This window comes from Sagittula marina (assembly GCF_014196795.1).
Lineage (GTDB): Bacteria > Pseudomonadota > Alphaproteobacteria > Rhodobacterales > Rhodobacteraceae > Sagittula > Sagittula marina.
The window spans coordinates 1-25,675 of record NZ_JACIEJ010000012.1 but is presented as its reverse complement, the minus strand read 5'-3'; the positions used below and the strand labels follow the sequence as shown (position 1 = coordinate 25,675).

At 59.1% G+C, this 25,675-nt stretch carries 23 protein-coding genes; 16 read left to right on the top strand and 7 right to left on the bottom strand.

The genetic code is table 11. The annotated features are described in order from the left end of the window. The first annotated feature begins 122 nt into the window (after positions 1 to 122). The 4 genes from aceE to GGQ68_RS19555 all read left to right on the top strand — a co-directional run bounded on the left by aceE (position 123) and on the right by GGQ68_RS19555 (position 7,290). Positions 123 to 2,780: a pyruvate dehydrogenase (acetyl-transferring), homodimeric type gene (gene aceE, locus GGQ68_RS19570; protein ID WP_183969004.1), complete on the top strand. Its 2,658-nt coding sequence runs from the start codon at positions 123 to 125 to the stop codon at positions 2,778 to 2,780. Positions 2,781 to 2,856: 76 nt separating this feature from the next. After that, positions 2,857 to 4,131 carry a 2-oxo acid dehydrogenase subunit E2 gene (locus tag GGQ68_RS19565; RefSeq protein WP_183969002.1) on the top strand — a complete coding sequence of 425 codons (1,275 nt, stop codon included), beginning with the start codon at positions 2,857 to 2,859 and terminating at the stop codon, positions 4,129 to 4,131. Positions 4,132 to 4,136: 5 nt separating this feature from the next. Further along, positions 4,137 to 5,861: a dihydrolipoyl dehydrogenase gene (lpdA, locus tag GGQ68_RS19560; protein ID WP_183969000.1), complete on the top strand. Its 1,725-nt coding sequence runs from the start codon at positions 4,137 to 4,139 to the stop codon at positions 5,859 to 5,861. 451 nt (positions 5,862 to 6,312) lie between these two features. After that, complete coding sequence (locus GGQ68_RS19555) at positions 6,313 to 7,290, top strand: hypothetical protein (protein WP_183968999.1); 978 nt, start codon at positions 6,313 to 6,315, stop codon at positions 7,288 to 7,290. Positions 7,291 to 7,858: 568 nt separating this feature from the next. Here GGQ68_RS19555 and GGQ68_RS19550 read toward each other — a convergent pair. Beyond that, positions 7,859 to 8,506 (bottom strand): ChrR family anti-sigma-E factor, encoded by a 648-nt coding sequence (locus GGQ68_RS19550; RefSeq protein ID WP_183968997.1) that lies wholly within the window; start codon positions 8,504 to 8,506, stop codon positions 7,859 to 7,861. Next, positions 8,503 to 9,081 carry a sigma-70 family RNA polymerase sigma factor gene (locus GGQ68_RS19545; protein ID WP_343056004.1) on the bottom strand — a complete coding sequence of 193 codons (579 nt, stop codon included), beginning with the start codon at positions 9,079 to 9,081 and terminating at the stop codon, positions 8,503 to 8,505. Before GGQ68_RS19545 ends, GGQ68_RS19550 begins: the two co-directional genes overlap by 4 nt. A gap of 234 nt (positions 9,082 to 9,315) precedes the next feature. Between GGQ68_RS19545 and GGQ68_RS19540 the strand changes: the two genes are divergently transcribed. The 5 genes from GGQ68_RS19540 (at position 9,316) to GGQ68_RS19520 (ending at position 13,080) form a co-directional block, all read left to right on the top strand. Next, positions 9,316 to 10,611: an NAD(P)/FAD-dependent oxidoreductase gene (locus tag GGQ68_RS19540; protein WP_183968993.1), complete on the top strand. Its 1,296-nt coding sequence runs from the start codon at positions 9,316 to 9,318 to the stop codon at positions 10,609 to 10,611. Continuing rightward, entirely contained in the window at positions 10,608 to 11,384 is a 777-nt protein-coding gene (locus GGQ68_RS19535) for a DUF1365 domain-containing protein (RefSeq protein ID WP_183968991.1), read from the top strand. The genes GGQ68_RS19540 and GGQ68_RS19535 overlap by 4 nt, the downstream gene beginning before the upstream one ends. Continuing rightward, positions 11,381 to 11,938: a DUF3833 family protein gene (locus tag GGQ68_RS19530; protein WP_183968989.1), complete on the top strand. Its 558-nt coding sequence runs from the start codon at positions 11,381 to 11,383 to the stop codon at positions 11,936 to 11,938. Before GGQ68_RS19535 ends, GGQ68_RS19530 begins: the two co-directional genes overlap by 4 nt. After that, on the top strand, positions 11,935 to 12,666 hold the full coding sequence (locus GGQ68_RS19525) for an SDR family NAD(P)-dependent oxidoreductase (RefSeq protein WP_183968987.1): 732 nt from the start codon (positions 11,935 to 11,937) through the stop codon (positions 12,664 to 12,666). The genes GGQ68_RS19530 and GGQ68_RS19525 overlap by 4 nt, the downstream gene beginning before the upstream one ends. Positions 12,667 to 12,738: 72 nt before the next feature. Then, positions 12,739 to 13,080, top strand: coding sequence for a DUF3775 domain-containing protein (locus GGQ68_RS19520; RefSeq protein ID WP_183968985.1), 342 nt, complete (start codon positions 12,739 to 12,741; stop codon positions 13,078 to 13,080). On the opposite strand, the gene GGQ68_RS19515 is transcribed toward GGQ68_RS19520, so the two are convergent. Beyond that, positions 13,077 to 14,330 (bottom strand): DNA polymerase IV, encoded by a 1,254-nt coding sequence (locus tag GGQ68_RS19515; RefSeq protein ID WP_183968983.1) that lies wholly within the window; start codon positions 14,328 to 14,330, stop codon positions 13,077 to 13,079. The two genes, GGQ68_RS19520 and GGQ68_RS19515, sit on opposite strands and share 4 nt — an antisense overlap. A 98-nt stretch (positions 14,331 to 14,428) precedes the next feature. Here GGQ68_RS19515 and GGQ68_RS19510 point away from each other — a divergent pair, with 98 nt between their 5' ends. Genes GGQ68_RS19510 through GGQ68_RS19500 form a run of 3 tightly spaced genes read left to right on the top strand, consistent with a single transcriptional unit; the run spans position 14,429 to position 16,009 of the window. Beyond that, positions 14,429 to 15,322 carry an SPFH domain-containing protein gene (locus GGQ68_RS19510; protein ID WP_183968981.1) on the top strand — a complete coding sequence of 298 codons (894 nt, stop codon included), beginning with the start codon at positions 14,429 to 14,431 and terminating at the stop codon, positions 15,320 to 15,322. Then, a complete protein-coding gene (locus tag GGQ68_RS19505) occupies positions 15,322 to 15,588 on the top strand; it encodes an NfeD family protein (protein WP_183968979.1) in 267 nt (88 codons plus the stop codon). The genes GGQ68_RS19510 and GGQ68_RS19505 overlap by 1 nt, the downstream gene beginning before the upstream one ends. Continuing rightward, positions 15,581 to 16,009: an NUDIX domain-containing protein gene (locus GGQ68_RS19500; protein ID WP_246429457.1), complete on the top strand. Its 429-nt coding sequence runs from the start codon at positions 15,581 to 15,583 to the stop codon at positions 16,007 to 16,009. The genes GGQ68_RS19505 and GGQ68_RS19500 overlap by 8 nt, the downstream gene beginning before the upstream one ends. Positions 16,010 to 16,269: 260 nt before the next feature. Here the strand turns inward: GGQ68_RS19500 and GGQ68_RS19495 are convergent, their stop codons facing one another. Both GGQ68_RS19495 and pyrF read right to left on the bottom strand, forming a co-directional pair. After that, the gene (locus tag GGQ68_RS19495; protein ID WP_183968977.1) at positions 16,270 to 16,542 is read right to left on the bottom strand and encodes a hypothetical protein; all 273 of its coding nucleotides are present in this window, start codon (positions 16,540 to 16,542) and stop codon (positions 16,270 to 16,272) included. Positions 16,543 to 16,940: 398 nt separating this feature from the next. Beyond that, entirely contained in the window at positions 16,941 to 17,675 is a 735-nt protein-coding gene (gene pyrF / locus GGQ68_RS19490) for an orotidine-5'-phosphate decarboxylase (protein ID WP_183968975.1), read from the bottom strand. A gap of 419 nt (positions 17,676 to 18,094) precedes the next feature. On the opposite strand from pyrF, the gene clpB reads away from it, so the two are divergent. Continuing rightward, entirely contained in the window at positions 18,095 to 20,707 is a 2,613-nt protein-coding gene (gene clpB / locus GGQ68_RS19485) for an ATP-dependent chaperone ClpB (RefSeq protein ID WP_183968973.1), read from the top strand. A gap of 81 nt (positions 20,708 to 20,788) precedes the next feature. Here clpB and GGQ68_RS19480 read toward each other — a convergent pair whose 3' ends face one another. Then, on the bottom strand, positions 20,789 to 21,271 hold the full coding sequence (locus tag GGQ68_RS19480; protein WP_183968971.1) for a fasciclin domain-containing protein: 483 nt from the start codon (positions 21,269 to 21,271) through the stop codon (positions 20,789 to 20,791). A gap of 195 nt (positions 21,272 to 21,466) precedes the next feature. After that, the gene (locus GGQ68_RS19475) at positions 21,467 to 21,907 is read right to left on the bottom strand and encodes a DUF302 domain-containing protein (protein WP_183968969.1); all 441 of its coding nucleotides are present in this window, start codon (positions 21,905 to 21,907) and stop codon (positions 21,467 to 21,469) included. A 116-nt stretch (positions 21,908 to 22,023) separates the two neighbouring features. On the opposite strand from GGQ68_RS19475, the gene GGQ68_RS19470 reads away from it, so the two are divergent. From GGQ68_RS19470 to msrQ, 3 genes are all read left to right on the top strand, one after another. Further along, positions 22,024 to 23,589 (top strand): FMN-binding glutamate synthase family protein, encoded by a 1,566-nt coding sequence (locus GGQ68_RS19470; RefSeq protein ID WP_183968967.1) that lies wholly within the window; start codon positions 22,024 to 22,026, stop codon positions 23,587 to 23,589. Between the two features lie 166 nt (positions 23,590 to 23,755). Next, positions 23,756 to 24,655, top strand: a complete 900-nt coding sequence (msrP, locus tag GGQ68_RS19465; protein WP_183968965.1) for a protein-methionine-sulfoxide reductase catalytic subunit MsrP — start codon at positions 23,756 to 23,758, stop codon at positions 24,653 to 24,655. After that, entirely contained in the window at positions 24,655 to 25,254 is a 600-nt protein-coding gene (gene msrQ, locus GGQ68_RS19460) for a protein-methionine-sulfoxide reductase heme-binding subunit MsrQ (protein WP_183968963.1), read from the top strand. The genes msrP and msrQ overlap by 1 nt, the downstream gene beginning before the upstream one ends. Positions 25,255 to 25,675: the final 421 nt, after the last annotated feature.

Here is a 25,675-nt window from a genome sequence, read left to right as displayed (position 1 = left end):
TGTGACGAACCTGCTAATGTGGTCCCGACTCGGGCGTCTGGCAGAACAGTCATCCGAAAAGGTTTAACGTTGAACAATTGCTGCACTGCAGCTTTGGATCGACAGAGGAGGGAAGAGGACACATGAAAGACACTCCCCAGGACGTGGACCCGATAGAATCCCAAGAGTGGCAAGAAGCCATTGAGGATGTGATTGAACGGGATGGCGCCGACCGTGCGCATTTCCTGCTCGACAAGGCGGTTCAACGTGCAAGGGCAGCGGGGGCAAAGCTGCCCTTTTCTGCGACCACGCCATATCAGAACACGATTTCGCCTGACGACGAGGTGGAAATCCCCGGCGATCAAGAGATGGAATGGCGCATCCGCACCATCAATCGCTGGAATGCCATGGCGACCGTGGTCAAACGCAACAAGGAAAGCAGCGAATACGGCGGCCACATCGCGTCCTTCGCCTCGTCTGCGGCGCTATATGACGTGGGTCTCAACCACTTCTGGCGGTCCAAGTCTGCGATTCACGGTGGCGATCTGGTGTTCTTTCAGGGCCACGTGATCCCTGGCATTTACGCGCGTTCCTTCATGGAAGGGCGTTTGTCCGAAGATCAGATGAAGATGTTCCGCTCCGAAGTGTCCGGCGAAGGGCTGTCGTCCTACCCGCACCCTTGGCTGATGCCCGATTACTGGCAGTTTCCGACGGTCTCCATGGGCCTTGGCCCGCTGATGGCGATTTATCAGGCGCGCTTCATGAAATACATGGAGAACCGTGGCCTGATCGAGAAATCCGACCGCAAGGTCTGGGCCTTCCTCGGCGACGGCGAAATGGACGAACCCGAAAGCCTCGGCGCGATCCATCTGGCGGCGCGCGAAGGTCTCGATAACCTGATCTTTGTCGTGAACTGCAACCTGCAGCGTCTTGATGGCCCGGTGCGTGGCAACGGCAAAATTGTCCAGGAGCTCGAAGGCAACTTCCGCGGTTCCGGTTGGGACGTGATCAAGCTGCTCTGGGGCAAGGGCTGGGATCAACTGCTGGAGCAGGACACCTCTGGAAAGCTGCGTCAGCTGATGGATGAGACCGTCGACGGCGATTATCAGACGTTCAAATCCAAGGACGGCGCCTACATCCGCAAGCATTTCTTCGGCAAATACCCGGAGACGGCGGAGCTGGTGAAGGATTGGACCGACGACCAGATCTGGGCGCTGCGCCGCGGCGGTCACGACCCCAAGAAGGTGTACAACGCCTTCAAGCGCGCGACGGAGGCCGAGGGCCAGCCGACGCTGCTGCTGGTCAAGACGGTCAAAGGGTACGGCATGGGCACCGCTGGCGAAGGCCAGAACACCACGCACCAGCAAAAGAAGATGCAGCTTGAACAGCTCAAGGCGATGCGCGACCGGTTCAGGATTCCCGTCACCGACGAGGAGCTGGAAAAGGACATCCCCTTTGTCACGCTGAACAACGCGCAAAAGGCTTATATGGCCGAGCGGCGCAAGGATCTGGGCGGTTCTTTCCCGAAGCGGGAAACTGAAACGCCGAAGTTGGAGATCCCCGGCCTCGATGCGTTCAAAAAGGAACTGGCGGACAGTGGCGAGCGGGAATTCTCCTCGACCATGGCATTTGTCCGCATCCTGACGACGCTGCTGCGCGACAAGAAGATCGGCAAGCAGGTCGTGCCGATCGTGCCGGACGAAAGCCGCACCTTCGGGATGGAAGGGCTGTTCCGGTCTGTGGGCATCTACAACCCGCTGGGGCAGAACTATACGCCGGAAGACCGCGAACAGATGTCCTACTACAAGGAATCGCTCGACGGTCAGGTGCTGCAGGAAGGCATCAACGAGGCAGGCGCCATGGCCGATTGGATTGCGGCGGCGACGTCCTATTCCAATCACGGCGTGCCGATGGTGCCGTTCTACATCTACTACTCCATGTTTGGCTTCCAGCGGATCGGCGACCTCGCCTGGGCCGCTGGCGACAGCCGTGCGCGTGGTTTCATGCTGGGTGGCACCGCCGGGCGGACCACGCTGAACGGCGAAGGTTTGCAGCACGAGGACGGCCACAGCCATATTCTGGCCAGCACCATCCCGAACTGCATCAGCTACGATCCGACCTTTTCTTACGAGGTGGCGGTGATCGTGCAGCACGGGCTTCAGCGGATGTTCGTGGATCAGGAAGATGTGTATTTCTACCTGACCCTGATGAACGAGAACTACCATCACCCGGAAATGCCGATGGGCGCCGAGGAAGGCATCATCAAGGGCCTGTACCGGATGAAGAAGGCCGAAAAGCCCGCCAAGAAACACGTGAACCTGATGGGCTCCGGCACCATTCTGGTTCAGGCAATCAAGGCGGCGAAGATGTTGGAAGAGGACTTCGGCGTCACGTCTGATATCTGGTCGGCAACATCGTTCAACGAACTGGCGCGTGATTTCCAGGACACGGAGCGGCACAACCGTCTGAACCCATTTGCCGAGGAGCGTGTGCCCTACGTCACGCAAACGCTGGCGAATGCCAAAGGCCCGATCATCGTCGCCACTGACTACATGAAGAACTACGCGGAGCAGGTCCGCGGTGCGGTGAAGCAGCGCTTTACCGTGCTGGGCACAGATGGCTTTGGCCGCTCGGACAGCCGGGTGAATTTGCGTCGCTTCTTCGAGGTGGACGCCAATCACATCGCGGCCGCTGCCATGGTGGACCTCTTCCGGGAGGGCGTGGTCTCTGAAAAGGACCTGCAAGCAGCCATGGACAAATACGACATCGACGGCGGCAAGCCGAACCCGCGTTTGGTTTGATGGGAGGCCTGCTTTGGGACTGAGGGCCGTGGTGCCTCACCCAAAGCAGGCAAACCGATCAGGAGGAAAGTAAAGAATGACAACCGAAGTAAAAGTGCCGGATATCGGCGATTTCGATGCAGTGCCCGTCGTCACCGTTCTGGTGAGCGTGGGTGATACCATCGCGGTAGAAGACGCCATCATCGAGCTGGAATCCGACAAGGCGACGATGGAGGTTCCGTCCTCTCACGCCGGTGTCGTGAAGGAGATCAAGGTTGCCGAGGGGGACGAAGTGTCCGAAGGCACCGTGGTTCTGATCCTTGAGGCTGACGAGACGGGCGACGACGCGAAGGACGCGCCCAAGGAAGAGCCGAAAACGGAAGACGCGCCCAAGCAGGAGGCCCCGAAGAAAGAGGAGCCCAAGCAGGACGCCGCCCCCGCGCCGAAAACGGACGCCGGTTTCAACAAAGTGCATGCCTCGCCGTCTGTCCGGGCGTTTGCCCGGCGGGTCGAGGTTGACCTGACCACCGTGAATGGGTCCGGGCGCAAAGGTCGCATCCTGCGCGAAGATGTCGAAGGTGCACTGAAGGCGGCTGCGCCTGCAGCGTCCAGCGGTGCCCCGTCCCAGGGTGGCATGGGCATTCCGCCAATTCCTGCGGTGGACTTTTCCAAATTCGGACCGGTTGAAGATGTGGATATGCCGCGGATCAAGAAGATCTCCGGTCCTGCGCTTCACCGCTCCTGGCTCAACATTCCGCATGTCACGCACAACGACGAGGCGGACATCACCGAGCTGGACAAGTACCGCAAGGAGATGGACACCCACGCCAAGGAAGAGGGCTACCGCGTTACGCTGTTGTCCTTTGTTATCAAGGCCTCCGTGTCCGCGCTCAAGCAGCATTGGGAAGTGAACTCCTCGATCCACCCGGACGGCGACAAGCTGATCAAGAAGGACTTCTACAACATCGGTTTTGCGGCGGACACGCCCAATGGCCTGATGGTCCCCGTGATCAAGGACGCCGACCGCAAGGGTCTGGTGGAAATCTCAAAGGATCTTATGGAGCTGTCCAAGGCCGCCCGTGATGGCAACCTGAAATCCAAGGATATGCAGGGCGCGACCTTCACCATCTCGTCGCTTGGTGGGATCGGCGGGACGTCCTTTACGCCCATCGTGAATGCGCCGGAAGTGGCAATCCTTGGTCTGACCCGGTCGAAGATGGCTCCGGTCTGGAACGGCTCCGAGTTCGAGCCGCGCCTGATGCAGCCGCTGTCGCTGTCCTATGACCACCGCGCCATCGACGGTGCCTTGGCCGCGCGCTTCTGCGTGACGCTCAAGGGCTTGCTCGGTGATATGCGGAAACTGATGTGGTGAGCGATATGGACATCAAAGTACCCGATATCGGCGATTTCACGGACGTTCCGGTCGTGACCGTGCTGGTTTCCGTTGGCGACACCGTTGCCGAGGAAGATGCACTGATCGAGCTTGAATCAGACAAGGCCACCATGGAGGTGCCGTCCTCCGGTGCCGGCAAGGTCAAGGAAATCAAGGTTAAAGAAGGTGACAGGGTCAAAGAGGGCGACGTGATTGTCGTGCTTGAGGCCGCTGAGGGCGCCAGCGAGGAGGCCCCGAAAGAGGCTCCCAAATCCGAGGCACCCAAGGCGACCGAGGCCACTGGCACTGCGTCAGGCCCCGGCGACATCCATGCGGAGCTTGTTGTTCTGGGGTCCGGCCCGGGCGGCTATTCTGCGGCGTTCCGCGCGGCGGATCTGGGACAGAGCGTTGTTCTCATTGAGAAAGACGACAACCTTGGCGGCGTCTGCCTGAACGTGGGCTGCATCCCGTCAAAGGCGATGTTGCACATGGCAAAGGTCATCACCGAAGCCGAGGAAACCGCGCATCACGGTCTGAAGTTCGGTGCACCTGAGATCGATCTGGACGGTCTGCGCGACTTCAAAAACGGTGTCGTGAACAAGCTGACCGGTGGCCTCGATGGCTTGGCCAAGCAGCGCAAGGTGAAGGTTGTCAAAGGCTACGGCAAGTTCACCGGCCCCAACATGATCGACGTCGAGGGCACCACCGTGTCGTTCGACAATTGCATCATTGCCGCCGGGTCCGAGCCTGTGACGCTGCCCTTTATTCCGCATGACGATCCGCGTGTGATCGACAGCACCGGCGCGCTGGAGCTGGCGGATATTCCCGAGCGTCTGCTGGTTCTGGGGGGTGGTATCATCGGGCTGGAAATGGCCTGTGTTTATGATGCGCTTGGCTCCAAGGTTACGGTTGTCGAGCTGATGGACCAGATCATTCCCGGCGCGGACAAGGACGTGGTCAAGCCGCTGATGCAGCGGATCAAAGGCCGCTATGCCAACATCTTCCTCAAGACCAAGGTGACTGCGGTCGAGGCAAAGGATGACGGTATGCACGTTACCTTTGAGGACGATAAGGGCGAGAGCTTTACGGATACGTTCGACAAGGTTCTGGTGGCTGTTGGTCGTCGTCCCAATGGCAAGAAAATCGACGCGGACAAGGCCGGCGTGTCGGTTGATGACCGTGGCTTTATCGGCGTGGACAGCCAGCAACGTACTGGGGTGAAGCATATTTTCGCCATTGGTGACGTGGTGGGTCAGCCGATGCTGGCACATAAGGCCGTGCACGAAGGCAAGGTCGCCGCAGAGGCCGCCAGCGGCGAAAACCGCCATTTCGACGCCAAGGTTATCCCGTCGGTGGCATACACCGATCCTGAAGTGGCCTGGGTTGGCGTGACAGAAACGCAGGCAAAGGCCGATGGCATCAAGTTCGAAAAAGGCGTGTTCCCCTGGGCCGCTTCGGGCCGTTCGTTGTCACTGGGCCGCTCTGAGGGCATGACCAAGCTGTTGTTCGATCCCGAAGATCAACGGGTGATCGGTGGCTGCATTGTCGGTCCGTCCGCCGGTGATCTGATCGCCGAGGTCGCACTGGCCATCGAAATGGGCGCAGATGCGGTCGATCTTGGACACACGATTCACCCGCACCCGACGCTGTCGGAGACGGTGAACTTTGCCGCCGAGATGTTCGAAGGCACGATTACAGATCTGATGCCGCCGAAGAAGAAAAAGCACTGATCGCGGGCTGTGGCGAATGCCCGGCATGTGATGGTCTACAGGGCGTCCGGTGTGCACCGGACGCCTTTTTTTCGCGCATTCATGGTAGCGGGCGAGATTGGTCTCTTAAAATACACGAAAAATAGTGGTTGGCCCATGGTCATAGTTCGAGACATCTCCGCGTCTGTCCAACGTTCAAACCGGCTATTGATGTAAATGCACAGGACATTTTGAGGATGCCGTTGGTGGCAGAAAACTCTCTGGAAAGATGCTGATGACATTATTTCTGGTGTGATACCGGAACAGGAGCACGATGATGTCTCTCTCTCTTTTGACAGCTCAGGTCAGCACTGGTGGGATGATCTCACAGGCTGGGATCGCCCATACCCGGTCTCGCCCGACGGATACTGAGGCCCTACTGACGTTGTACGACGCGAAGGTCAGTCGCGAGCATGTTGAGCATGAGGACCGCATGTCCAAGATACAGGAGATGCAGCGCCCCAGGCGATCATCGGAGGCCTCCGCAAGACGGGTTGAGCGCCTACAGGAAAAGACCGCAGCCTATCAGGCAGCTTTGAATAAGCTGACGGGAGGCTCAAAGAACGAAGGGCGCGTGCTGTTTGCGGCAGCATCCGGGCCGGATGGTGTCGCCGTGTCTGCCCGGGCGGACTGGGTGAAGGCCGTGCAGACCGGAGATGGCAACGACGCAGTCACCGTAACAGGAGTGCGGGTGCAAAGCGTTTACACGGGCGCAGGCATGGACGCAGTGGCGGTCAACGGGCAAGAGGTGCAAAGTGTCTACAGCGGCGCAGGCGCGGATGCGGTCGCGGTCAGCGGAACGGTGGTTAGCAGCATCTACACCGAAGGCGGCAACGATGCGATCAGCGTTCAGGCGGGTATCGCAGGCGGCATCTATGGTGGCGACGGATCGGACGCAATCACAGTGGATGCTACCTTGGGAGGGGGCGTCGCGCGTCGCCTTTCGCTTAACGAAACAACTGCGGCGGAACGCACGGCGCTTTTGTCGGGCGACGTGGCGGCGCGGTATCGCGCTGTCCAAAGCAACATTGCTGATGTGAATGGTGGGGCCGGAAACGACGCCATCAACGTCAGCGGGGCTGAGGCGATCCATGTCGCGGGCGAGGCGGGGGACGACCTTATTTCGATATCGGGGCGGACGGTCGGCCTGCACTACGGCGTTGGGGATGGTCATGACGTTGTGAAAATCGGCGCTGGTACGGACGTTTTGCTGCAATTGGGCGCGCGCCCTGATGGATCGTCGGCGCCTGAGGCATATAGCGTAACCCGCGAGGGTGATATGATGCGTCTCGATTTCGGCAATGGTTCGATCACCTTTAGGGGAATGATGCAGGCAGGAACAGTGGCGGTGCTGCCGACCGGTTGGGGAGAGCCTACTTACCTCAACGCAGCGCTGGACAGGACCGCCTGAACTGAGCTTTTGAGATCAGTCCCGGCATTTGGATGATTAAATTTAGGGTGAAACGATCCGGCGCTGGTGTCAGATCTTGTAAATGTGTGCGTCGGTTTCAGACAGTTTGGGATCGTGTGCGTGCATGCCAAGTTCTATCCCAGTGCGGGCAACTGATGGTCGCGATGCATGATAACATCCGGCTATATTGCACAATCGGCGCCGCTTTCTGCGAGGGCGTACTTACGGTGATCAATTCCTGAAATCGTGCCCGTTCGCGCGGTGATAATAATCGCGGATTTGCTTCAATTCGGCCGAATGAAATCAGGCGATGCCGCAGGCACGACCGGTCTGGCGTCGGCCCCTCATGACACCGGTCGAGGCGAAGGAGAACCATTAGGGGCCGGAGCCGGTCTCTACGACATATTCGTCTGCTCACCCAAATTCTCAAATCAGTTGTCATACGTTTGAAAGAGGGTCGAATTCCACATCAACGCTCTTCATCGCAACCGCACGAATGATTGTTCCCATCGCCAGACGGATCATCCGCTCACCCTGAAAGGTTCAACCCGGCGAATAAACATAGTTGCTAGATCCTAAAGATCGGCTGCAACATCCGCGGGAGGAAACCGTTAAAGCGTAGGGGGGCATCCGTCACGGCGAGGCATATGCAATCTTCGGAAATATCGGCCACAGGCATGTGTTCGACGGAGTCATCCGCCACCTCTATGTCGCCGCGTTCAAAACGCCCGTCCTCGTCAGAGAACGCGCCCTGCAAAACCAGCGTCAATTCCAGCCCTTTGTGCGAGTGGTCAGGCACAGCGACTCCTGCCGGGATGAACAGCAGACGTGCAGTGGCCTCGGACGTGGTGTCGAGGATTGCCTGTTTCACGCCCAGACCCAAAGGCCGCCACCGGACCTTGTCCAGCGAGCCTATGTAATTTCGTAAAGGCGCAGGCACAACGGGATCCGGGTCGGGCAGTTGGATCGGCCGCGTCTCTGGCGCGACACAGCGAATGGCGGCCATAGCGCGGTCCAGCGCATCGTCAGAAAGCGCTTCGACCTCTTGCGTGTCGAGCACGGCTCCCCCGAGAGCCTCGTAACTTTCAACCGCCGCGCGGCAGGTGTCGCACAACGACACATGGCTTGCGACGATCAGGTTGACCGCTTCGGGCAACGTGCCGGTGGCATAGCTTTGAAGCAGGTCTTCGGTTAAATGATGAATCGGGTCTGTCATGATTGGTCTCTCGTGGTCATCGCATGGCGCAGGCGGTCCAGCGCCAGCCGCAGGCGGGATTTGATCGTGCCGAGCGGCAGTCCGGTGGCATCAGCGATTTCGCTGTGCGTCATATCGCCGAAATAAGCCTTTTGGATCAGATCTCTTTGCTTTTCAGGCAGGGCATTCATGGCCGCAGCCAACTGTTCGGTTTCCTGTTGCAGGCCCAACAGACTTGCCTGATCCGGGTCCGGTTCAGGGCCCCAGGGAAGATCCTCTGGCTCGGGCCGGCGTTGGCGGCGGATGCGGTCAATTCGCTTGTTCCGTGCAATCGTAAACAGCCATGTCGCCGCCGAGGCCCGGGCGGGATCGAATTGCGCGGCCTTGACCCACAGTGTGGTCATAACCTCTTGTGCGCATTCCTCAGCCTCGGTCGCATCGGCCCCGGATCGCATGAGGAAGCCCTTCAGACGCGGCGCAAAGTGCCGGAAGAGCGTGGCGAATGCAGCCTCGTCCCGGTCGTCGCGGATGCGAATGAGCAAGGCAGCCCAAGTGGCGGCCTCGCTTTCGCGTGGTGTTGACGGACGGCTTGTCACCGGCTTGGGTCGCTCCTTGGTCGCTGACGTCCTTGATGGCCTGTCCCGACGGGTCGGTGCAAGGGGCGGAGGGTCGCGTTGCGCGTCGGTGGTCAAAAGGCTGTACATGAAACTGGTACGCAACGCTTTCGGCATTGGATCACAGTGCCGCGTTAAAAAATTTCCGCTGCGTTGTCATCCATTTGGCGGTCGCGTGCGTAGTTATCAGTATTACATTCGAAAAGGACCGACTGCATGCCGTTTGAAAACAGCCCAATCCCGCCGCGTTCCGGTGCGCGTCGCCGCATTGCCGTGATCGGGGGCGGGATCTCTGGTCTTGGGGCGGCACATATGCTTGGGGCCGATGCGGAGGTCGTGCTGTATGAAGCGGAGGACCGGTTGGGCGGTCATGCCCGTACCCGTAAAGTCGGCGATCAGCCGGTGGACACAGGCTTCATCGTGTTCAATTACGCCAACTACCCGCTTCTGACCCGGCTGTTTGACGAGCTGGATGTGCCGGTGGTGAAATCCGACATGAGTTTTTCCGCATCGCTGAAAAGTGGTCTGGAATATGGTTTGCGCGACGTCGGAGCGATCTTTGCCCAGAAGCGGAACGCTTTGAACCCACGTTATTGGGGGATGCTGCGCGACGTGATGCGGTTCAACAAGCACGCTGTCGCGGTTGCCAAGGATGAAAGCCTCACGCTTGGCCAGTTTCTTGAAAAGCTGGGCACCGGGGAATGGTTTCAGAAGCACTATCTTTTGCCCTTGTCCGGGGCAATCTGGTCAACGCCTACGGAAAAGATTATGGACTTCCCGGCCCATGCCTTGGTCCGCTTTTTCGAAAACCATGCCCTGCTTAGCGCGACGGGTCAGCACCAATGGTACACCGTGCAGGGCGGTTCGGTCGAATATGTGCAGCGATTGGTGGCTGCCTTGAAGGCACAAGGCACTGTACTGCGCGCGGGCACCCCGGTCGACGCGGTGCAGCGGTCGGGCCAGCAGGTCATGGTGAAGGCACGCGGCGATTGGGAAGCATTCGATGACGTCGTGTTTGCAACACATGGGGACGTGTCGCTGAAGCTGCTGACCGATCCATCTGCCGAGGAGCACGCAGCGTTGAGCAAAGTCGCCTATCAGCCCAACAAGGTCGTCTTGCATTCCGATGAAACGATGATGCCGACACGCCGGGCCTGCTGGTCGTCGTGGAATTACGTCGAGGCGCCTGACAAGACGACCGAGGCGATCGACCTGACCTACTGGATGAACCGCTTGCAGCCGATCCCCGAAACTCTGCCGCTGTTTGTGACGCTGAATTCGACCCGGCCCATAGACCCGTCGAAGGTGCATGACGAAGTGACCCTCCGCCATCCGGTCTACGATACGGGAATGCTGGAGGCGCAGCGCGCGGTCGCGGGATTTAATGGGGCGCAGAACACCTGGTTCTGCGGTGCCTGGATGCGCAATGGTTTCCACGAGGATGGCTTGGCCAGCGCGGCTGAGGTCGCCCGCGGCATCGCCGAACGTGCGCGCTGTGAGGAGGCCGCATGACCGACTTCATTCGGGCACACACCTTCCACGGGCGCAAAGGGGCGATTGAAAACGCCTTTCGCTATTCCGTGGATTACGTGCTGTTGGAGCCGGAAACCGAGACGCAGGAGCCCATTATGTTCGGGCGCAACCGCGCGGGCCTCATGTCGGTGCAGGACAGCGATCACGGTGGTGCGCCGAAACAGGGACGCGGGGCCGCTTGGGCGCGTGAGGTCTTTGCCGCCAACAGTGTCACTTTCTCCGGACCGTTGAAGCTGCTGACCCAGCCACGCTTGCTGGGGCATGTGTTCAACCCGGTGTCGTTCTGGCTGGCCTATGACGGAGAAACCTTGCGCGCGGTGATCGCGGAAGTGTCGAACACGTTTGGCGACCGTCACTCCTACCTCTGTGCGAAATCCGACGGATCAGGGATCACGCCGGAGGACCGGATCACGGCGCAGAAGATTTTCCACGTCTCTCCGTTTCAGCCCATTCAAGGACAGTATGAATTCCGCTTCGATATTCGGCCCGACCGAATTGGGATATGGATCGATCTGGACCACGGACATGGCGGTCTGGTCGCAACGCTCGTGGGGCCTCGGGCAAAGTTGAGCAATCGCGCAATGCTGTACTCTGCTTTGCGCAGACCGTTTGGCTCGCGGCGCGTCCTGGCGCTGATCCATTGGCAAGCGTTGAAACTTTGGTGGAAAGGCGCTGGGTATCGCCCACGACCTGAACCGCCGGCGGACGAGGTCTCTGGCGAGTTGCCGATGCACCAGCAGGAGGCGTCATGATTTGGGCCTTGGCGGGGGCTGCAATCGTGGCGCTGATGGTGTTGGCACGGCGCAGACTGGCAGATTTTCCGGCGCAACATCTGGGCGATTATCGTGATGAGCCGGGTGAGGCGCTGGACCTTCGCCGTCATCTGAGCGGACCAATAGAAGCACATGGTGTGATCTACGGACCCACAGGGCGGGTTGTGTCGCGCTTTGCCGCTGATTTTGTCGGAACGTGGCAAGGCAACACTGGGATCTTGAAGGAACACTACCGCTATGCGTCAGGCCGTGAGGAAGCTCGTGAATGGCGGCTGATATTGGGGAATGATGCGACTGTAACCGGCGAAGCGGACGATGTTATTGGCAAGGCGCGCGGGCAATTGGCGGGGCCAGCCCTGCGGTTGCGCTATCGGTTGCAATTGCCCGACGATGCGGGCGGCCATGTCCTGAGCGCGACCGACTGGATGTATCTTGCCCCCGACGGCGCAGTGGTGAACCGATCCCAGTTTCGCAAGTTTGGTATCAAGGTGGCCGAACTTGTCGCGGTGATGCGGCCAAAGGAGAAGACATGAGAAACTGGACTGGTAAACGCTACTGGATTGTTGGCGCAAGCGAAGGCCTTGGCGCGGCTCTGGCCAAAAAGATGAGCGGGGCCGGTGTCGAGTTGATCCTGTCGTCACGATCAGAGGATAAGTTACAGGAGGTGGCAGACAGTCTGCCCGGTCATGCAATTGTAAAACCGGTTGATGTGACGGATTACGACGCGTTGAAAAAGGTCGCCGATGACATCGGGGACATTGACGGTGTGGTCCAACTGGCGGCGGTGTACTGGCCCTTTGGTGCGAAGGCATGGGAGCCGGAACACGCGAATCTTATGACGGATGTGAACATTGGCGGCGCGATGCGATTGGTGAGTGCCGTCATCCCCCGCTTTGTAGAGCGGAACAAAGGCCATTTTGTCATGACTGGTTCGCTGTCAGGATACCGCGGGTTGCCGGGGTCGGCGGCCTACGTTTCGACCAAATCCGCGGTTATGTCCCTGGCAGAATCGCTTTACGCGGACCTGCATAAAACCGGGGTGGAGGTGCAATTGCTCAGCCCCGGTTTCATTGAGACGCGGCTGACCGATAAAAACGATTTCAAAATGCCGTTCAAAATGCAGCCGGAAGAAGCCGCTCAGGTCTATTTCGATCACATGTCGAAGGGGGGATTCCAAAAGGCGTTTCCCAGAATGTTTTCATGGGTGTTTCGAGGCAGTCAGTTTCTTCCCGATTGGCTATACTATCGAATCTTCGCCTGAGAACTTGTTTAAGGTCAAAGAAACATATCTCTTTTCCCACCATCTTGCAGATAAGGCGACAGGAGGCGTGTCATGGACAGATTTAACGACAAAATTAGCCCGCGGCAGGTGGCTGCGGTCATCCTGATGGCCCGCGAATTGGATCGCGGCGAAGCAGAGTTGCGCGGTCTGATTGATCGAATGGACGAAGAGGAAGCGGCTGCGCTCACCGCGATCATGTGGATCGGACGTGGCACCTTCGAGAGCGCCGAGGCGAGCGAAGCCTATCAGACCGCTCTGGCGGAGGCTTCGACCCCAACAGCGGATTATTTGATCGGCACACCACATCTGGCTGACAATCTGGAGGCGGGGCTGGAGGCCATGGGCTACGACGTCACCGAGGAAGAAGATGGTCTGCTGAATCGCGGAACCTAACGCAGCGCGCGCCCTTTGAGGATTGCGCCATCGCCAAAACGCTTGCGGATCTCATCTGCGGCGCGTTCAGCCTTGGCGCGGGTTTGCGCCTGCGGATCCAGCAGGTCGGGCACGCGGTCGGCCATGCTGTCCGGCACCACGTCCGACAGGCCTACGCCGATCAACCGCCACGGTCCGTTCTCGGGCACTTGGTCGAATAACCCGCGTGCAGCACGATACAGCGTGTCGGCCATTTGTGTCGCATCAGGCAGGGTCATGCGTTTGGAAAGCAGGCTGAAATTGCTTCGCCGCAGCTTCAGTGTGACGGTCCGGCCGGCCAAACCCTTGGCCTTGGCGCGGTCCGTGGTCTTTTCTGACAGCCGCCACAGATGCCCGTCAAGAATGTCGCTGTCCGCAGTGTTCTCGTTGAATGTCGTCTCGTTGGAGATGGATTTGACCGGTGCATTGCGAGTCACGCGGCGGCGGTCCTCGCCGCGTGCCAAGTGATAAAGCCGCTCACCCATGCTGCCGAAACGATGCATCAGATCGCGCTTTTCCCAGCGCAACAGATCCTCGAACGTACGAATGCCTGCGCGATCAAGGGACGCCTGTCCGGCCTCGCCCACACCCCATAGCATACGCACGGATTTGGGCCGGAGAAACGCTTGCGTCTCTGCTGCGCCGATCACTGCAAAACCACGCGGCTTGTCGAGATCAGAGGCGATCTTTGCCAGAAACTTGTTATGTGACAGACCGATAGAGCCTGTGACACCGATTTCTTCGGACATGCGTTTGACCAGCTTGGCCAGCATCACCGCTGGCGGATGGCCGTGCAGGCGCGCGGTGCCGGTCAGGTCGATGAAAGCCTCGTCGAGCGAGAGCGGTTCAATGGCAGGGGACAGTTCCTCCATCAATGCGCGGATCTGTTTCGAAACTTCGGCGTAGACTGCACCGCGCGGCTTGATGACCACGGCATCTGGGCACAGTTGCAGGGCCTTGTACATCGGCATGGCCGAGCGCACACCGCGTATCCGCGCGATATAGCAAGCCGTGGACACCACGCCGCGTCGCCCGCCACCGATGATGACAGGTTTGGAGGCGAGCTCCGGGTTGTCACGCTTTTCCACAGACGCATAAAATGCGTCGCAATCCATATGCGCGATGCTCAGACTGAAGAGTTCCGGATGCGCCACAATGCGCGGCCGCCCGCAAGCGGGGCAGCGCTGTCCGCTGTCGAACGTGGTGAGGCAATCGCGGCAAAGGGAGGGCATGTGCGGAGAATATCGCCTGTAGCGGGTGCGGACAATCTGGCGCGTGGGCGCCCTTATGCTTACATAGGTCTCAGTTATTTTCAGCGAAAGGTTTTCCTATGCCACCCGAAGAGATGCTGGCGAATTTTGTCGGGTCCAACATCATCGTGCTGCTGCTGGCGGTGTTCGTTATCATTTGTATCTTCCTCGGTGTGCGGATCGTGCCGCAGTCGGAGAAGTTCGTGGTGGAGCGCTTTGGGCGACTGCGCGCGGTTTTGGGGCCGGGGATCAACTTCATAATCCCGTTTCTAGATAAGGTCCGGCACAAGATCTCCATCCTGGAACGCCAGTTGCCCACGGCGTCGCAGGACGCGATCACCATGGACAACGTGTTGGTGCAGGTGGAAACCAGCGTGTTTTACCGCATTCTGGAGCCGGAAAAGACCGTCTACCGGATCCGCGATGTGGACGGGGCGATTGCCACGACCGTTGCAGGTATCGTGCGCGCCGAGATCGGCAAGATGGAGCTGGACGAAGTGCAGTCCAACCGGGATCGGCTGATCTCCGAGATCAAGTCCAGCGTCGAGGACGCGGTAGATAACTGGGGGATAGAGGTCACGCGCGCCGAAATTCTTGATGTGAATCTCGACCAGGCAACGCGGGACGCCATGTTGCAACAGCTCAATGCCGAACGCGCCCGTCGCGCGCAAGTGACGGAAGCGGAGGGCAAGCGCCGGGCCGTGGAATTGGCTGCGGATGCACAGCTGTATGCCGCTGAACAAGAGGCCAAGGCACGCCGTATCACCGCCGAGGCAGAGGCCTATGCCACAGAGATCGTCGCCCGCGTCATCAAGGACAATGGCATTGAGGCCGCGCAGTACGAGGTTGCTTTGAAACAGGTCGAGGCGTTGCGCAAGGTGGCCGAGGGGCCTGGCACTCAGACAATCTTGTTGCCGTCCAGTGCGCTGGACGCCTTTGGTGATGCATTCAAGTTGTTGAAAAGGCGGACCTGATGGGGTGGGATGCCTGGTGGCTGTGGGTGGCCTTCGGTGTGGTTCTGTTGATTGTCGAGGTTTTGGCACCCGGCTTTGTCGCGCTGGGATTGGCGGTCGGGGCCATTGTCGTGGGACTGTTGTTACTGACGGTCGGGATTGGCTCTTTGCCTTGGGCGCTGCTGATTTGGGCGGTGGTTTCTGCCATAGCATGGTTTGCCATTCGCAAAATGGCGGGGGAGCGCAAAGGACAAGTTAAAATATGGGACACCGACATTAATGATTGATTGGCCCGGCGCGCCGCGTGCCCGGTTTCGTGGTGCAAAGCTGATGTTGTTTGCGGGCGACGATGTATTGGTTTTGCGCCGGGACGATCTGTCGTGGATCGACTGGCCTGGATATCTCGACTTTCCCGGTGGACTGCGTGACCCGGGCGAAACGCCTGAGGCCTGCGTCTTGCGTGAAACACGGGAAGAATTAGGGTTGGACGTGCCGTCTGCCTTGCTGCGTCCGGTGCATCTGTATCAGGGTCCGAAAGGGGTGGAGTGGTTTTTCGCTGCACACGGGTCTGAGGATTTGATCGATCAGGTCCGGTTCGGCGACGAGGGGCAAGGCTGGAAAGCCATGCGGCCCAAGGACTTCGTCGCGGCAGAGGACGCAATACCGCAGTTCCGCACCGTGCTGGCCGGGTATCTGAAGACACTTTAGCTTTTGGGAAAGAAAAAACCGGGGCGTGCTGAAAATCCAGCGACGCCCCGGTCAGTTTTCCGGCTCTCAGGGGACAAGCAGAGAACCAGATGGCAGGCTCATACAGGTGTATGAACCGCAGGCAGATCTCCCCCGGAGGGGAGCCGAACACCACGTAATCGTGATTCGGCGAGTGTTGCGCCATCAATGGCAAGAGACGGCACAGGGGTGAGCCCAAGGCTGCGGGAGGACAGCCTCCAAGGCTAAACTTTGTCTGAAGCTCAGGCTGCGTGTGACATATCGCCAACGCGCCGCGGCGGCATGATCGGCTTGCGCATTTCGCGGGACTTAAGGGCGCTGCGATCGCTCAGGCCAATCAGGGCGGCGTTCAACAGGCCGCGAGATGCAGCTTCAAAATCTGTGGTCATGGGAGCATCGAACTGGCTTGCTACCCTAACGCGTCCACCGGGGGTGTGGAGGGTGACCAAGGCTTCAAAACACTGTTCGACGGCGTTGTAACGGACGTCATGGATGCGTGGTGTCATATCGCTCATGCTTCTATTCCCTTCTGTCCTTGACTGCTCTTCGTTAACCTTCATGTGGTATTAACGTAACGACCTGTGGAAAAGTTTCACGTATCTTTTGAAAAAGGTTTTCTTCTGAGCTCAAGGCGTTGGCGGGAATCGGCGCAACAATGAGTGGATTTATGCCCAGAGTTATCCACACACTGGTATGTGATTCGGGCGTTACCGGCATTCGAGCGTGACATTCACAATTCTCACACCCTCGCACGCGGCCCACCTTCCCAACGGATGTGCAGGCATGCAGGTTCCTTATCGTGAGTGTGTGTGACGGAGGGAGCTTCGTTCAAGCCGCTTCAGAGCCGGAAAGCTGCGCGCAGGGCATCCGCTGTCATCAGGAATGCCCCGCACGGGGTTAGGCTGGCGACGTGTTATTGGCTACGGCTTGCCTGCGCGGAGTTCATTTCCTGAACAATAGCCGCTGCCGCGGCGCGAGGATCTTTGGCGCGGTGCACCGGACGTCCCACAACGATATGGTCAGCGCCGTCCCGGATTGCCTGAGCGGGGGTTGCAATACGTTTCTGGTCGCCCTTGTCGGCACCTGCGGGGCGCACACCGGGGGTTACGATAAGGCGGCCATCGGATTCTGGAAGCGCGCGGATCAGCGCGGCTTCATTCGGAGAAGCGATGACCCCATCGGCTCCGGCGTCAAAAGCGCGTCCGGCCCGTTCGGTCACCAGATCGGGGATGGCACCGTCTTTATATAGCGAATTGTTGAGATCTTCGCGGTCAAGCGAGGTCAGGACGGTCACGGCAAGGATTTTCAGATCAGAGCCTGCCGCGCCTTCTTTGGCGGCGCGAACCACATGAGGGTCACCATGCACCGTCAGAAAATCGAGATCGAACTGCGCGATGCCGCGCACGGCAGCTTCGACGGTGGCACCGATGTCGAAAAATTTCATATCGAGAAAGATGCGTTTGCCGTGCTCCTGCTTGAGTTCATTGGCCAAAGCGAGGCCCCCGCCGGTCAGCATGCCCAAACCGATTTTATAAAAAGAGACGGATGGCCCCAGTGTCTGAACAAGTTCAAGGCCCTGGATCACGTTGGGCACATCAATGGCGACGATCAGGCGGTCATCGGCGGGCTTGGTGGTGGCTTGGCTCATGGCAGGGCTCCTCTAACGCGCCTTCCGTTTGGCGGGCTGGAGAGGCCACGTCAAGCGCGGGTCAGTGCAACTCGTTGCATGCCGGGCGCAAACCGTGGACCATGTGATCTGGAACCCATCGGGCTTGATTCAGCGTTTTGGTCGGCAGCATCGGCCGGCCCACTGCTGACGGCTATGTATGACGTCGTTTGGGGACCCGCGATTTCGATATCCGTCACGAACTTCTTTCAGGTGCCTCAATCGAAACCTGATGCGATGAGAGGTTTAAAATAGGCAGCATCAGTTCAGTGATATTTTTACAACAAGGCGCTTGAACCAGCACCGCCAGTGCCCCATCTTTACTCTGAGGCCCGAAAAGGGGCGCGTGCCACAGATCGTGGGCGTGACCGAGGTTGGGTGCTTGTTAAAGGAGAAGTGTGATGAACTTGGAGAAGTTCACGGATCGTGCGCGCGGTTTCATTCAGGCCGCCCAGACGATTGCGATGCGGGAAAGCCATCAAAAGCTGGCACCCGAGCATGTATTGAAAGCCCTGATGGATGATGACCAGGGGCTGGCGTCCAACTTGATCAGCGCGGCCGGGGGCGATCCCAAGCGCGTTGTGCAAGTGCTTGATACCAAACTGGCAAAGATCCCAAAGGTGTCTGGAGACGCTGGGCAGGTCTACCTTGATTCCGCCACCGGCAAGGTGCTGGATGAGGCGGAAAAGATCGCCAAGAAGGCGGGCGACAGCTTTGTTCCGGTGGAGCGGATGCTGATGGCGTTGGCCATGGTGAAATCCCCGGCGAAAGAGGCATTGGATGCGGGCAAGGTGTCCGCGCAAGGCTTGAACGGCGCGATCAATGACGTGCGCAAAGGACGGACGGCAGACAGCGCGTCTGCCGAGGATGCCTATGAGGCGCTGAAGAAATATACCTTGGATTTGACCGAGCGTGCGCGTGAGGGGAAAATCGACCCGATCATTGGTCGGGACGAGGAAATTCGTCGTGCCATGCAGGTGTTGTCCCGCCGGACAAAGAACAATCCGGTTTTGATCGGCGAACCCGGCGTGGGTAAAACCGCGATTGCCGAAGGTCTGGCGCTGCGCATTGTTAATGGCGACGTACCGGAAAGCCTGCAGAACAAGCGCCTGCTCTCGCTGGACATGGGCGCGCTGATTGCTGGTGCGAAGTATCGCGGCGAGTTTGAGGAGCGGCTGAAGGCCATCCTGTCCGAGGTCACTACAGCTGCCGGTGAGATCGTGTTGTTCATCGATGAGATGCACACGCTGGTCGGCGCGGGTAAGGCGGATGGCGCGATGGATGCGTCCAACTTGCTGAAACCGGCTCTGGCGCGCGGGGAATTGCACTGCGTCGGCGCAACAACGCTCGACGAGTATCGCAAGCACGTGGAAAAAGACGCGGCCTTGGCCCGTCGTTTCCAGCCTGTGATGGTGCAGGAACCTACCGTGGAGGATACGATTTCCATCCTGCGCGGCATCAAGGAAAAGTACGAGCTGCACCACGGTGTGCGGATCTCGGACTCGGCCCTCGTGGCGGCGGCGACTCTCTCGCACCGCTATATCACGGACCGTTTCCTGCCGGACAAGGCCATCGACCTGATGGACGAGGCTGCGTCGCGTCTGCGGATGGAAGTCGACAGCAAACCCGAGGAGCTGGACCAGCTCGACCGCAACATTCTGCAAATGCAGATCGAGGTCGAGGCCCTGAAACTCGAAGAGGATCAGGCGTCCAAGGACCGGCTCGAAAAGCTGGAAAAGGATCTTGCCGAGGTTCAGGAGCGCAGTGCCGAGATGACGGCACAGTGGCAAGCGGAGCGTGACAAGCTGAGCCTCGCCCGCGATCTGAAGGAAAAGCTCGACCACGCCAAGGCAGAGCTGGAAATCGTCAAGCGCGAGGGCAACTACGCGCGCGCCGGTGAGTTGCAGTATGGCTCTATCCCGGAGCTCGAAAAGCAGCTGGCGGAGGCCGAGAACGCTGACGACATGATGGTCGAAGAGGCTGTACGCCCGGATCAGATCGCTTCGGTGGTTGAACGCTGGACCGGTATCCCGGCGGGCAAGATGCTCGAAGGGGAGCGCGACAAGCTGCTGGGCATGGAGGCCAACCTGCATCGTCGGGTTGTCGGCCAGAACCAGGCAGTGACGGCGGTGGCCAATGCGGTGCGCCGGGCGCGTGCCGGGCTGAACGACGAAGGGCGGCCCTTGGGCTCGTTCCTGTTCTTGGGCCCGACCGGCGTGGGTAAAACCGAGCTGACGAAGGCTGTGGCGGAGTTCCTCTTTGACGACGACAACGCAATGGTGCGGATCGACATGTCGGAGTTCATGGAGAAACACGCGGTCAGCCGTTTGATCGGTGCGCCTCCGGGCTACGTGGGCTACGATGAAGGCGGTGTCCTCACCGAGGCCGTGCGGCGCAGGCCTTATCAGGTTGTCTTGTTCGACGAAGTCGAAAAGGCGCACCCGGATGTGTTCAACGTGCTGTTGCAGGTTCTCGATGATGGTGTGCTGACCGATGGTCAGGGCCGGACAGTGGACTTCAAGCAGACGTTGATCGTGTTGACGTCGAACCTTGGCTCGCAAGCCCTGTCGCAGCTACCTGATGGTGGCGACGCGGCGCAGGCCAAGCGTGATGTCATGGACGCTGTGCGGGCGCATTTCCGCCCCGAGTTCCTGAACCGTCTCGACGAGACGATCATATTTGATCGGCTCAAGCGCGAGGACATGGGCGGGATCGTGGACATTCAGCTTGGGCGTCTGCTCAAGCGACTGGCAGCCCGCAAGATCCGGCTGGAGCTGGACGACGAGGCGAAGCAGTGGCTGGCGGATGACGGGTATGACCCGGTGTTCGGCGCGCGGCCTTTGAAGCGGGTGATCCAGCGTGCGTTGCAGGATCCGCTGGCCGAGATGCTGCTGTCCGGAGACGTGTCTGACGGTGACGTCGTGCCAGTGTCCGCCGGGGCCGAGGGGCTGCTGATCGGCGATCGGGTCGGTGCGACCAACCGGCCCAAACCGGATGATGCGGTCGTCCACTGAGGTCTGCCAAAACTGAAAAGGCCCGCCGATCTGGCGGGCCTTTTTTACGATACGGCGAGCGCGCTTCGCCGCTCTCTGGCCTTACATCGGCGGCATGATTACCTTGTCGATGACATGAATCACGCCGTTTGACGCTTCGATATCCGCTTGGGTCACGGTGGCATCGTTCACCATGACGCCGTTGTCGAGGTCGATCGTGACGTCCGCGCCTTCGACAGTGGCGGCTTTCATATCATCTGTCAGATCTGTGGACATGACCTTGCCTGCGATGACGTGGTAGGTCAGAATTTCTGCCAGCTTGTCCTGGTTTTCCGGCTTCAGCAGGTCTTCTACAGTGCCATCCGGCAAGGCATCAAAGGCGGCATCGGTCGGTGCAAAGATGGTAAACGGTCCGTCGCCCTTAAGGGTATCAACGAGATCGGCAGCCTGTGCTGCAGCGAGCAGAGTTTCAAATGTGCCTGCCTCGGTGGCAGTCTCCACAATGTCTTTGGACATGGCGTGGCTTTCGGCAAAGGCTGGCGCGGCAAGGGCGATCGATGCGGCGAGAATGGTTGAACGTAGCATTTTGTCTCTCCTGTTGGTCAGTCCGTGATGCTTGTTGCATCGGATAGGACTACGGAGGAGAAGCGCGATTGGACTTCGCGTATAAGTGTTGTCCTTCGACTTGAAACGTGGCGCGAGCCCCCTAAGCCGCACCACCTTTCGCCGTCGAATGACAATAGCGTTATTCCAAGTGATCCATTGTGAACGGATTGAACGTCATTCCAACCCGATAGAAGCGCGGGCAATGCCGTCGAGCAATGCCTCAACCTTTTGCATGGCGCCTTCGGGATAGCTGCGAAAGCCTATGGTCGTGGTGTCCGGAGTATCCGGCTGCACGATCACGAAGATCTGGTAGGGACAGAAGGAAACGTTCATTGGATCGGCCTCCATCACCTCGCGCGAGATCCGGGCCGAGCAAAAGCTGTAAACGTCCGCGTGGATAAACAGGTCGACCGTGCCGCCCACGTCTTCCTTGGTGCGGGCGAGCATTTCGCCGGTGTGGCTGATGTGGTCAACCACCAGACCCTCGTCGAGGATGGCGTTTTCCAGACCAAATATGACGTCGTCGAACGATTGTTCTGTGTCATAGCGGACGATATCTGCGGTTGCGGTGGTCGCTACCAGCATCAGAGCGGCAGATGTCAGGAATTTTTTCATGCTCTCTCCCTTACACTTGTGATTGGCCGGGGTGCCATTTGGGTGTGATGATGACAAGGTAGCGTGAAATTTGTGCATTTGCATTCAGTCAAATCAAAGCATTCCTGGAGGTGAATATGGAATACGCGATGACCGCCCTGCAATACCTGGCGTTGCTTTTCGTCTTCGTCGTGGGTCTGGGGGTAATGGCCGTTTGCGCCATGTTCTACTTGGACACACGGCAAACTGGTGACGCGATCCGGCGCAACTACCCGGTGATCGGCCGGTTTCGCGGACTGTTCACGGAGCTGGGGGAGTTCTTTCGCCAGTATTTCTTTGCCATGGACCGCGAGGAGATGCCGTTCAATCGGGCGCAACGCAACTGGGTCTATCGCGCGGCAGAAACAAAATCGAACACGGTGGCCTTTGGCTCCACGCGGAACCTGTCGTTGCCGGGGACGCCGATCTTCATGAATGCGGTGTTTCCGCCGCTGGATGACCAGTTCGCCTCAACGGAGCCGATGATCATCGGACCGCACTGCCGGGAGCCATACGCAGCCACGTCGATCTTCAACATCTCAGGCATGAGTTATGGTGCGCTGTCCAAGCCTGCCATCCGCGCATTGTCCCGCGGAGCAGGGCTGGCGGGAATCTGGCTGAACACGGGGGAGGGCGGCTTGGCACCGGACCACCTCGAAGGGAACTGTGACATTGTTTATCAAATCGGCACGGCGAAGTTCGGCGTGCGCGACGAAGCGGGCAACCTGTCAGATGAAAAGCTGCGCCATATGGCGGCAAAACCCAACGTGAAGATGTTCGAGATCAAGCTCAGCCAAGGGGCAAAGCCTGGAAAGGGGGGGATCCTTCCGGCCGCCAAGATCGACGAAGAAGTGGCCTCAATTCGTGGTGTGCCGATGGGCAAGGATGCGATTTCGCCAAACCGTCACCGTGAGGTGGACGATTGGGATGATCTGCTGGACCTCATCGGCCACATCCGCGAGGTCACGGGCAAACCGGTGGGGATCAAGACCTGCATCGGATCCGCCGACCCTTGGTTCGACTTTTTCAAACGGATCAAGGAGCGTGGCGCCGAATGCGCGCCGGATTTTATCGCTGTGGATGGTGGTGAAGGCGGCACAGGCGCGGCGCCGATGCCGCTGATCGACCTTGTAGGGATGCCGCTGCGCGACGCGCTGATCCGTATGGTGGACCTGCGCGACTTGGCCGGGATGCATGATCGCGTCCGTATCATCGCGGCGGGCAAGATGGTCGCGCCGGGCGATGTGGCCTGGGCTATCTGCATGGGCGCGGATTTCGTTGTGTCGGGGCGGGGCTTCATGTTTTCGCTCGGCTGCATTCAGGCCCTCAAGTGTAACAAGAACACCTGCCCCACGGGGATCACGACACATATTCCTTCGCTGCAAAAGGGGTTGGTGGTCGAAGAGAAGGACAAGCGTGTCGCGGCTTACGCCAAGGCTGTTATCAACGAGGTGGAGACCATTGCGCACTCTGTCGGTGTGGCCGAGCCGCGCCAGATGCGTCGACGCCATGTGAGGGTCGTGGTGAACGATGGATCATCCGTGCAGATGAACGACATTCACCCGTCGGTGCATCTTGGGCTGGACGGGCTGGAGCGCGCACGCGGTCACAAGCAATTCGAGGACGCCATGCGTCGCTTGCAGATCGAGGGCGAGACTCTGTAGCACGCAGGTGGGTGATCTCTTTGAGCCCCGACAGGTCGAAAGCGCCAACTCCCGACCTTCCAGCGATGCTTTGTTACAGCGCTCTACCGTCATCGTGAGATAGTGTTTGTTGGTGCATTGACGGCTTCACCTTACCTATGGGGCAACCGATATCGAGGAGAGCCCCATGAGCCGCCGCTGGACCAATGACCTGACCGCTTCAGACGTGACACCCGAAGCATTGTTTCTGAATCGTCGCCAGGTGATGGCCGGTGCGGGAGCTCTGGGCATTGCTGGTGGTCTGGCGGGCGCGGCAAATGCCGAAACACTGGAGCCCAACGCCTTTGAAGACATCACCAACTACTGCAACTACTACGAGTTTGGCACGGGCAAAGAAGATCCTGCGAAATACGCGGGCGCTTTGACCACCGACCCTTGGACTGTGCAGATCGACGGTATGGTCGACAAGCCCGGCGACTACAGCTTTGATGACATCATGAGCCAGATGGACATCGAAGAGCGCATTTACCGCTTCCGCTGTGTCGAGGCGTGGTCGATGGTGGTGCCTTGGAATGGATTTGAGTTGGCAGACTTGCTCGACATGGTCGGGGTAAAGCCGGAGGCGAAATACGTTGCCTTTGAAACCGCGTTGCGCCCCGAAGAAATGCCGGGTGTCAGGTATCCCGTCCTCGACTGGCCCTATGTGGAAGGTTTGCGTTTGGACGAGGCGCGTCACCCGCTGACTCTGATGGCAACCGGCCTGTACGGCAAACCGCTGCCAAACCAGAATGGTGCACCGTTGCGCCTGGTCGTGCCATGGAAGTACGGTTTCAAATCGATCAAGTCGGTGGTCAGGATCACTCTGACCGACACCCAGCCTGCGACCGCATGGAATAAAGCAAATGCGGGAGAATACGGGTTTTATTCCAACGTGAACCCGGAGGTGGATCACCCTCGCTGGTCACAGGCGTCCGAGCGCCCATTGGGCGGTGGCCTGTTCGCCCGGCGGAAACCAACCTTGATGTTCAATGGGTATGACGAGGTCGCAGGCCTGTACGAGGGCATGGACTTGGTTAAAAACTTCTGATGCAGGCGCTCAACGCATATGTCCGGCGGGTGCCAACCTGGATGGTGTATCTGGGATTGGCGCTTCCGGCGCCGTGGCTTCTGTACCTGGGCCTCACAGGGGGCCTCGGTGTCGAGCCTATAAAGGCTTTGGAGCATGAGCTGGGCAAGTGGGCGCTGTGGCTTCTGATCGCGGGTCTGGCGATAACGCCGTTGCGCAAACATGCGGGGATAAACCTGCTGAAGTTCCGACGGGCGATCGGGCTTATGGCCTTTTACTACGTGGCGCTGCATTTGCTGGTTTGGCTGGTGCTTGATGTTCAACAGCCCTCACAGATCTGGGCCGATATTGTGAAACGCCCGTACATCACCGTTGGAATGGGGGCGTTTGTGCTGATGATCCCATTGGCGATCACCTCCTCCAACCGAGCGATCCGTGCGCTGGGCAGCCGCTGGCGGCAACTGCACAAGGTTACGTATGCAGTCGCTTTGTTGGGGGCCTTGCATTTCGTCATGCTTGTGAAGGGTTTCCAGATCGAACCGATTTTATACATGGCACTTATCGCATCGCTGCTGGCGCTGCGTCTGCCGCGTCGAGGACTGTACCAGCGGCTTGCCTAGGCACTCGGGCAACAGTCATTGTCGGGAAAAACGGCTATAGTCATTGCATGATAGGTGGTGACCTTGCGGGTGACTGGCCCGCAATAACATCCGGAACCTCCTGAAGCTGTTTCAACGAACGCGTTTCGACCGATAGTTCTTTCGGTTGCCCGTTTTAATGCGTGTGTTTTCAGAGCCTTGTGGCGTTTTGCGAAGAAAATGTGACGAAGCGCCAAAAAAAGGGGTTGCGAGTCGTTTGGGGTAGCCGTAGAAGCCCCTTCACCGGCGGCGCTGAGGCGCTGCGGGACGGACCGGACGGAGCGGACGAGGCGCTGAGAGGCGACACTGAAGCGAAGCGAGGTTGAAGCATACCGAGGATATTGTCAGGCGGGCGCGCTGAGAGATTAGCGCGGCGGTCTGGTTTTTGCCCTCAACGTTATTT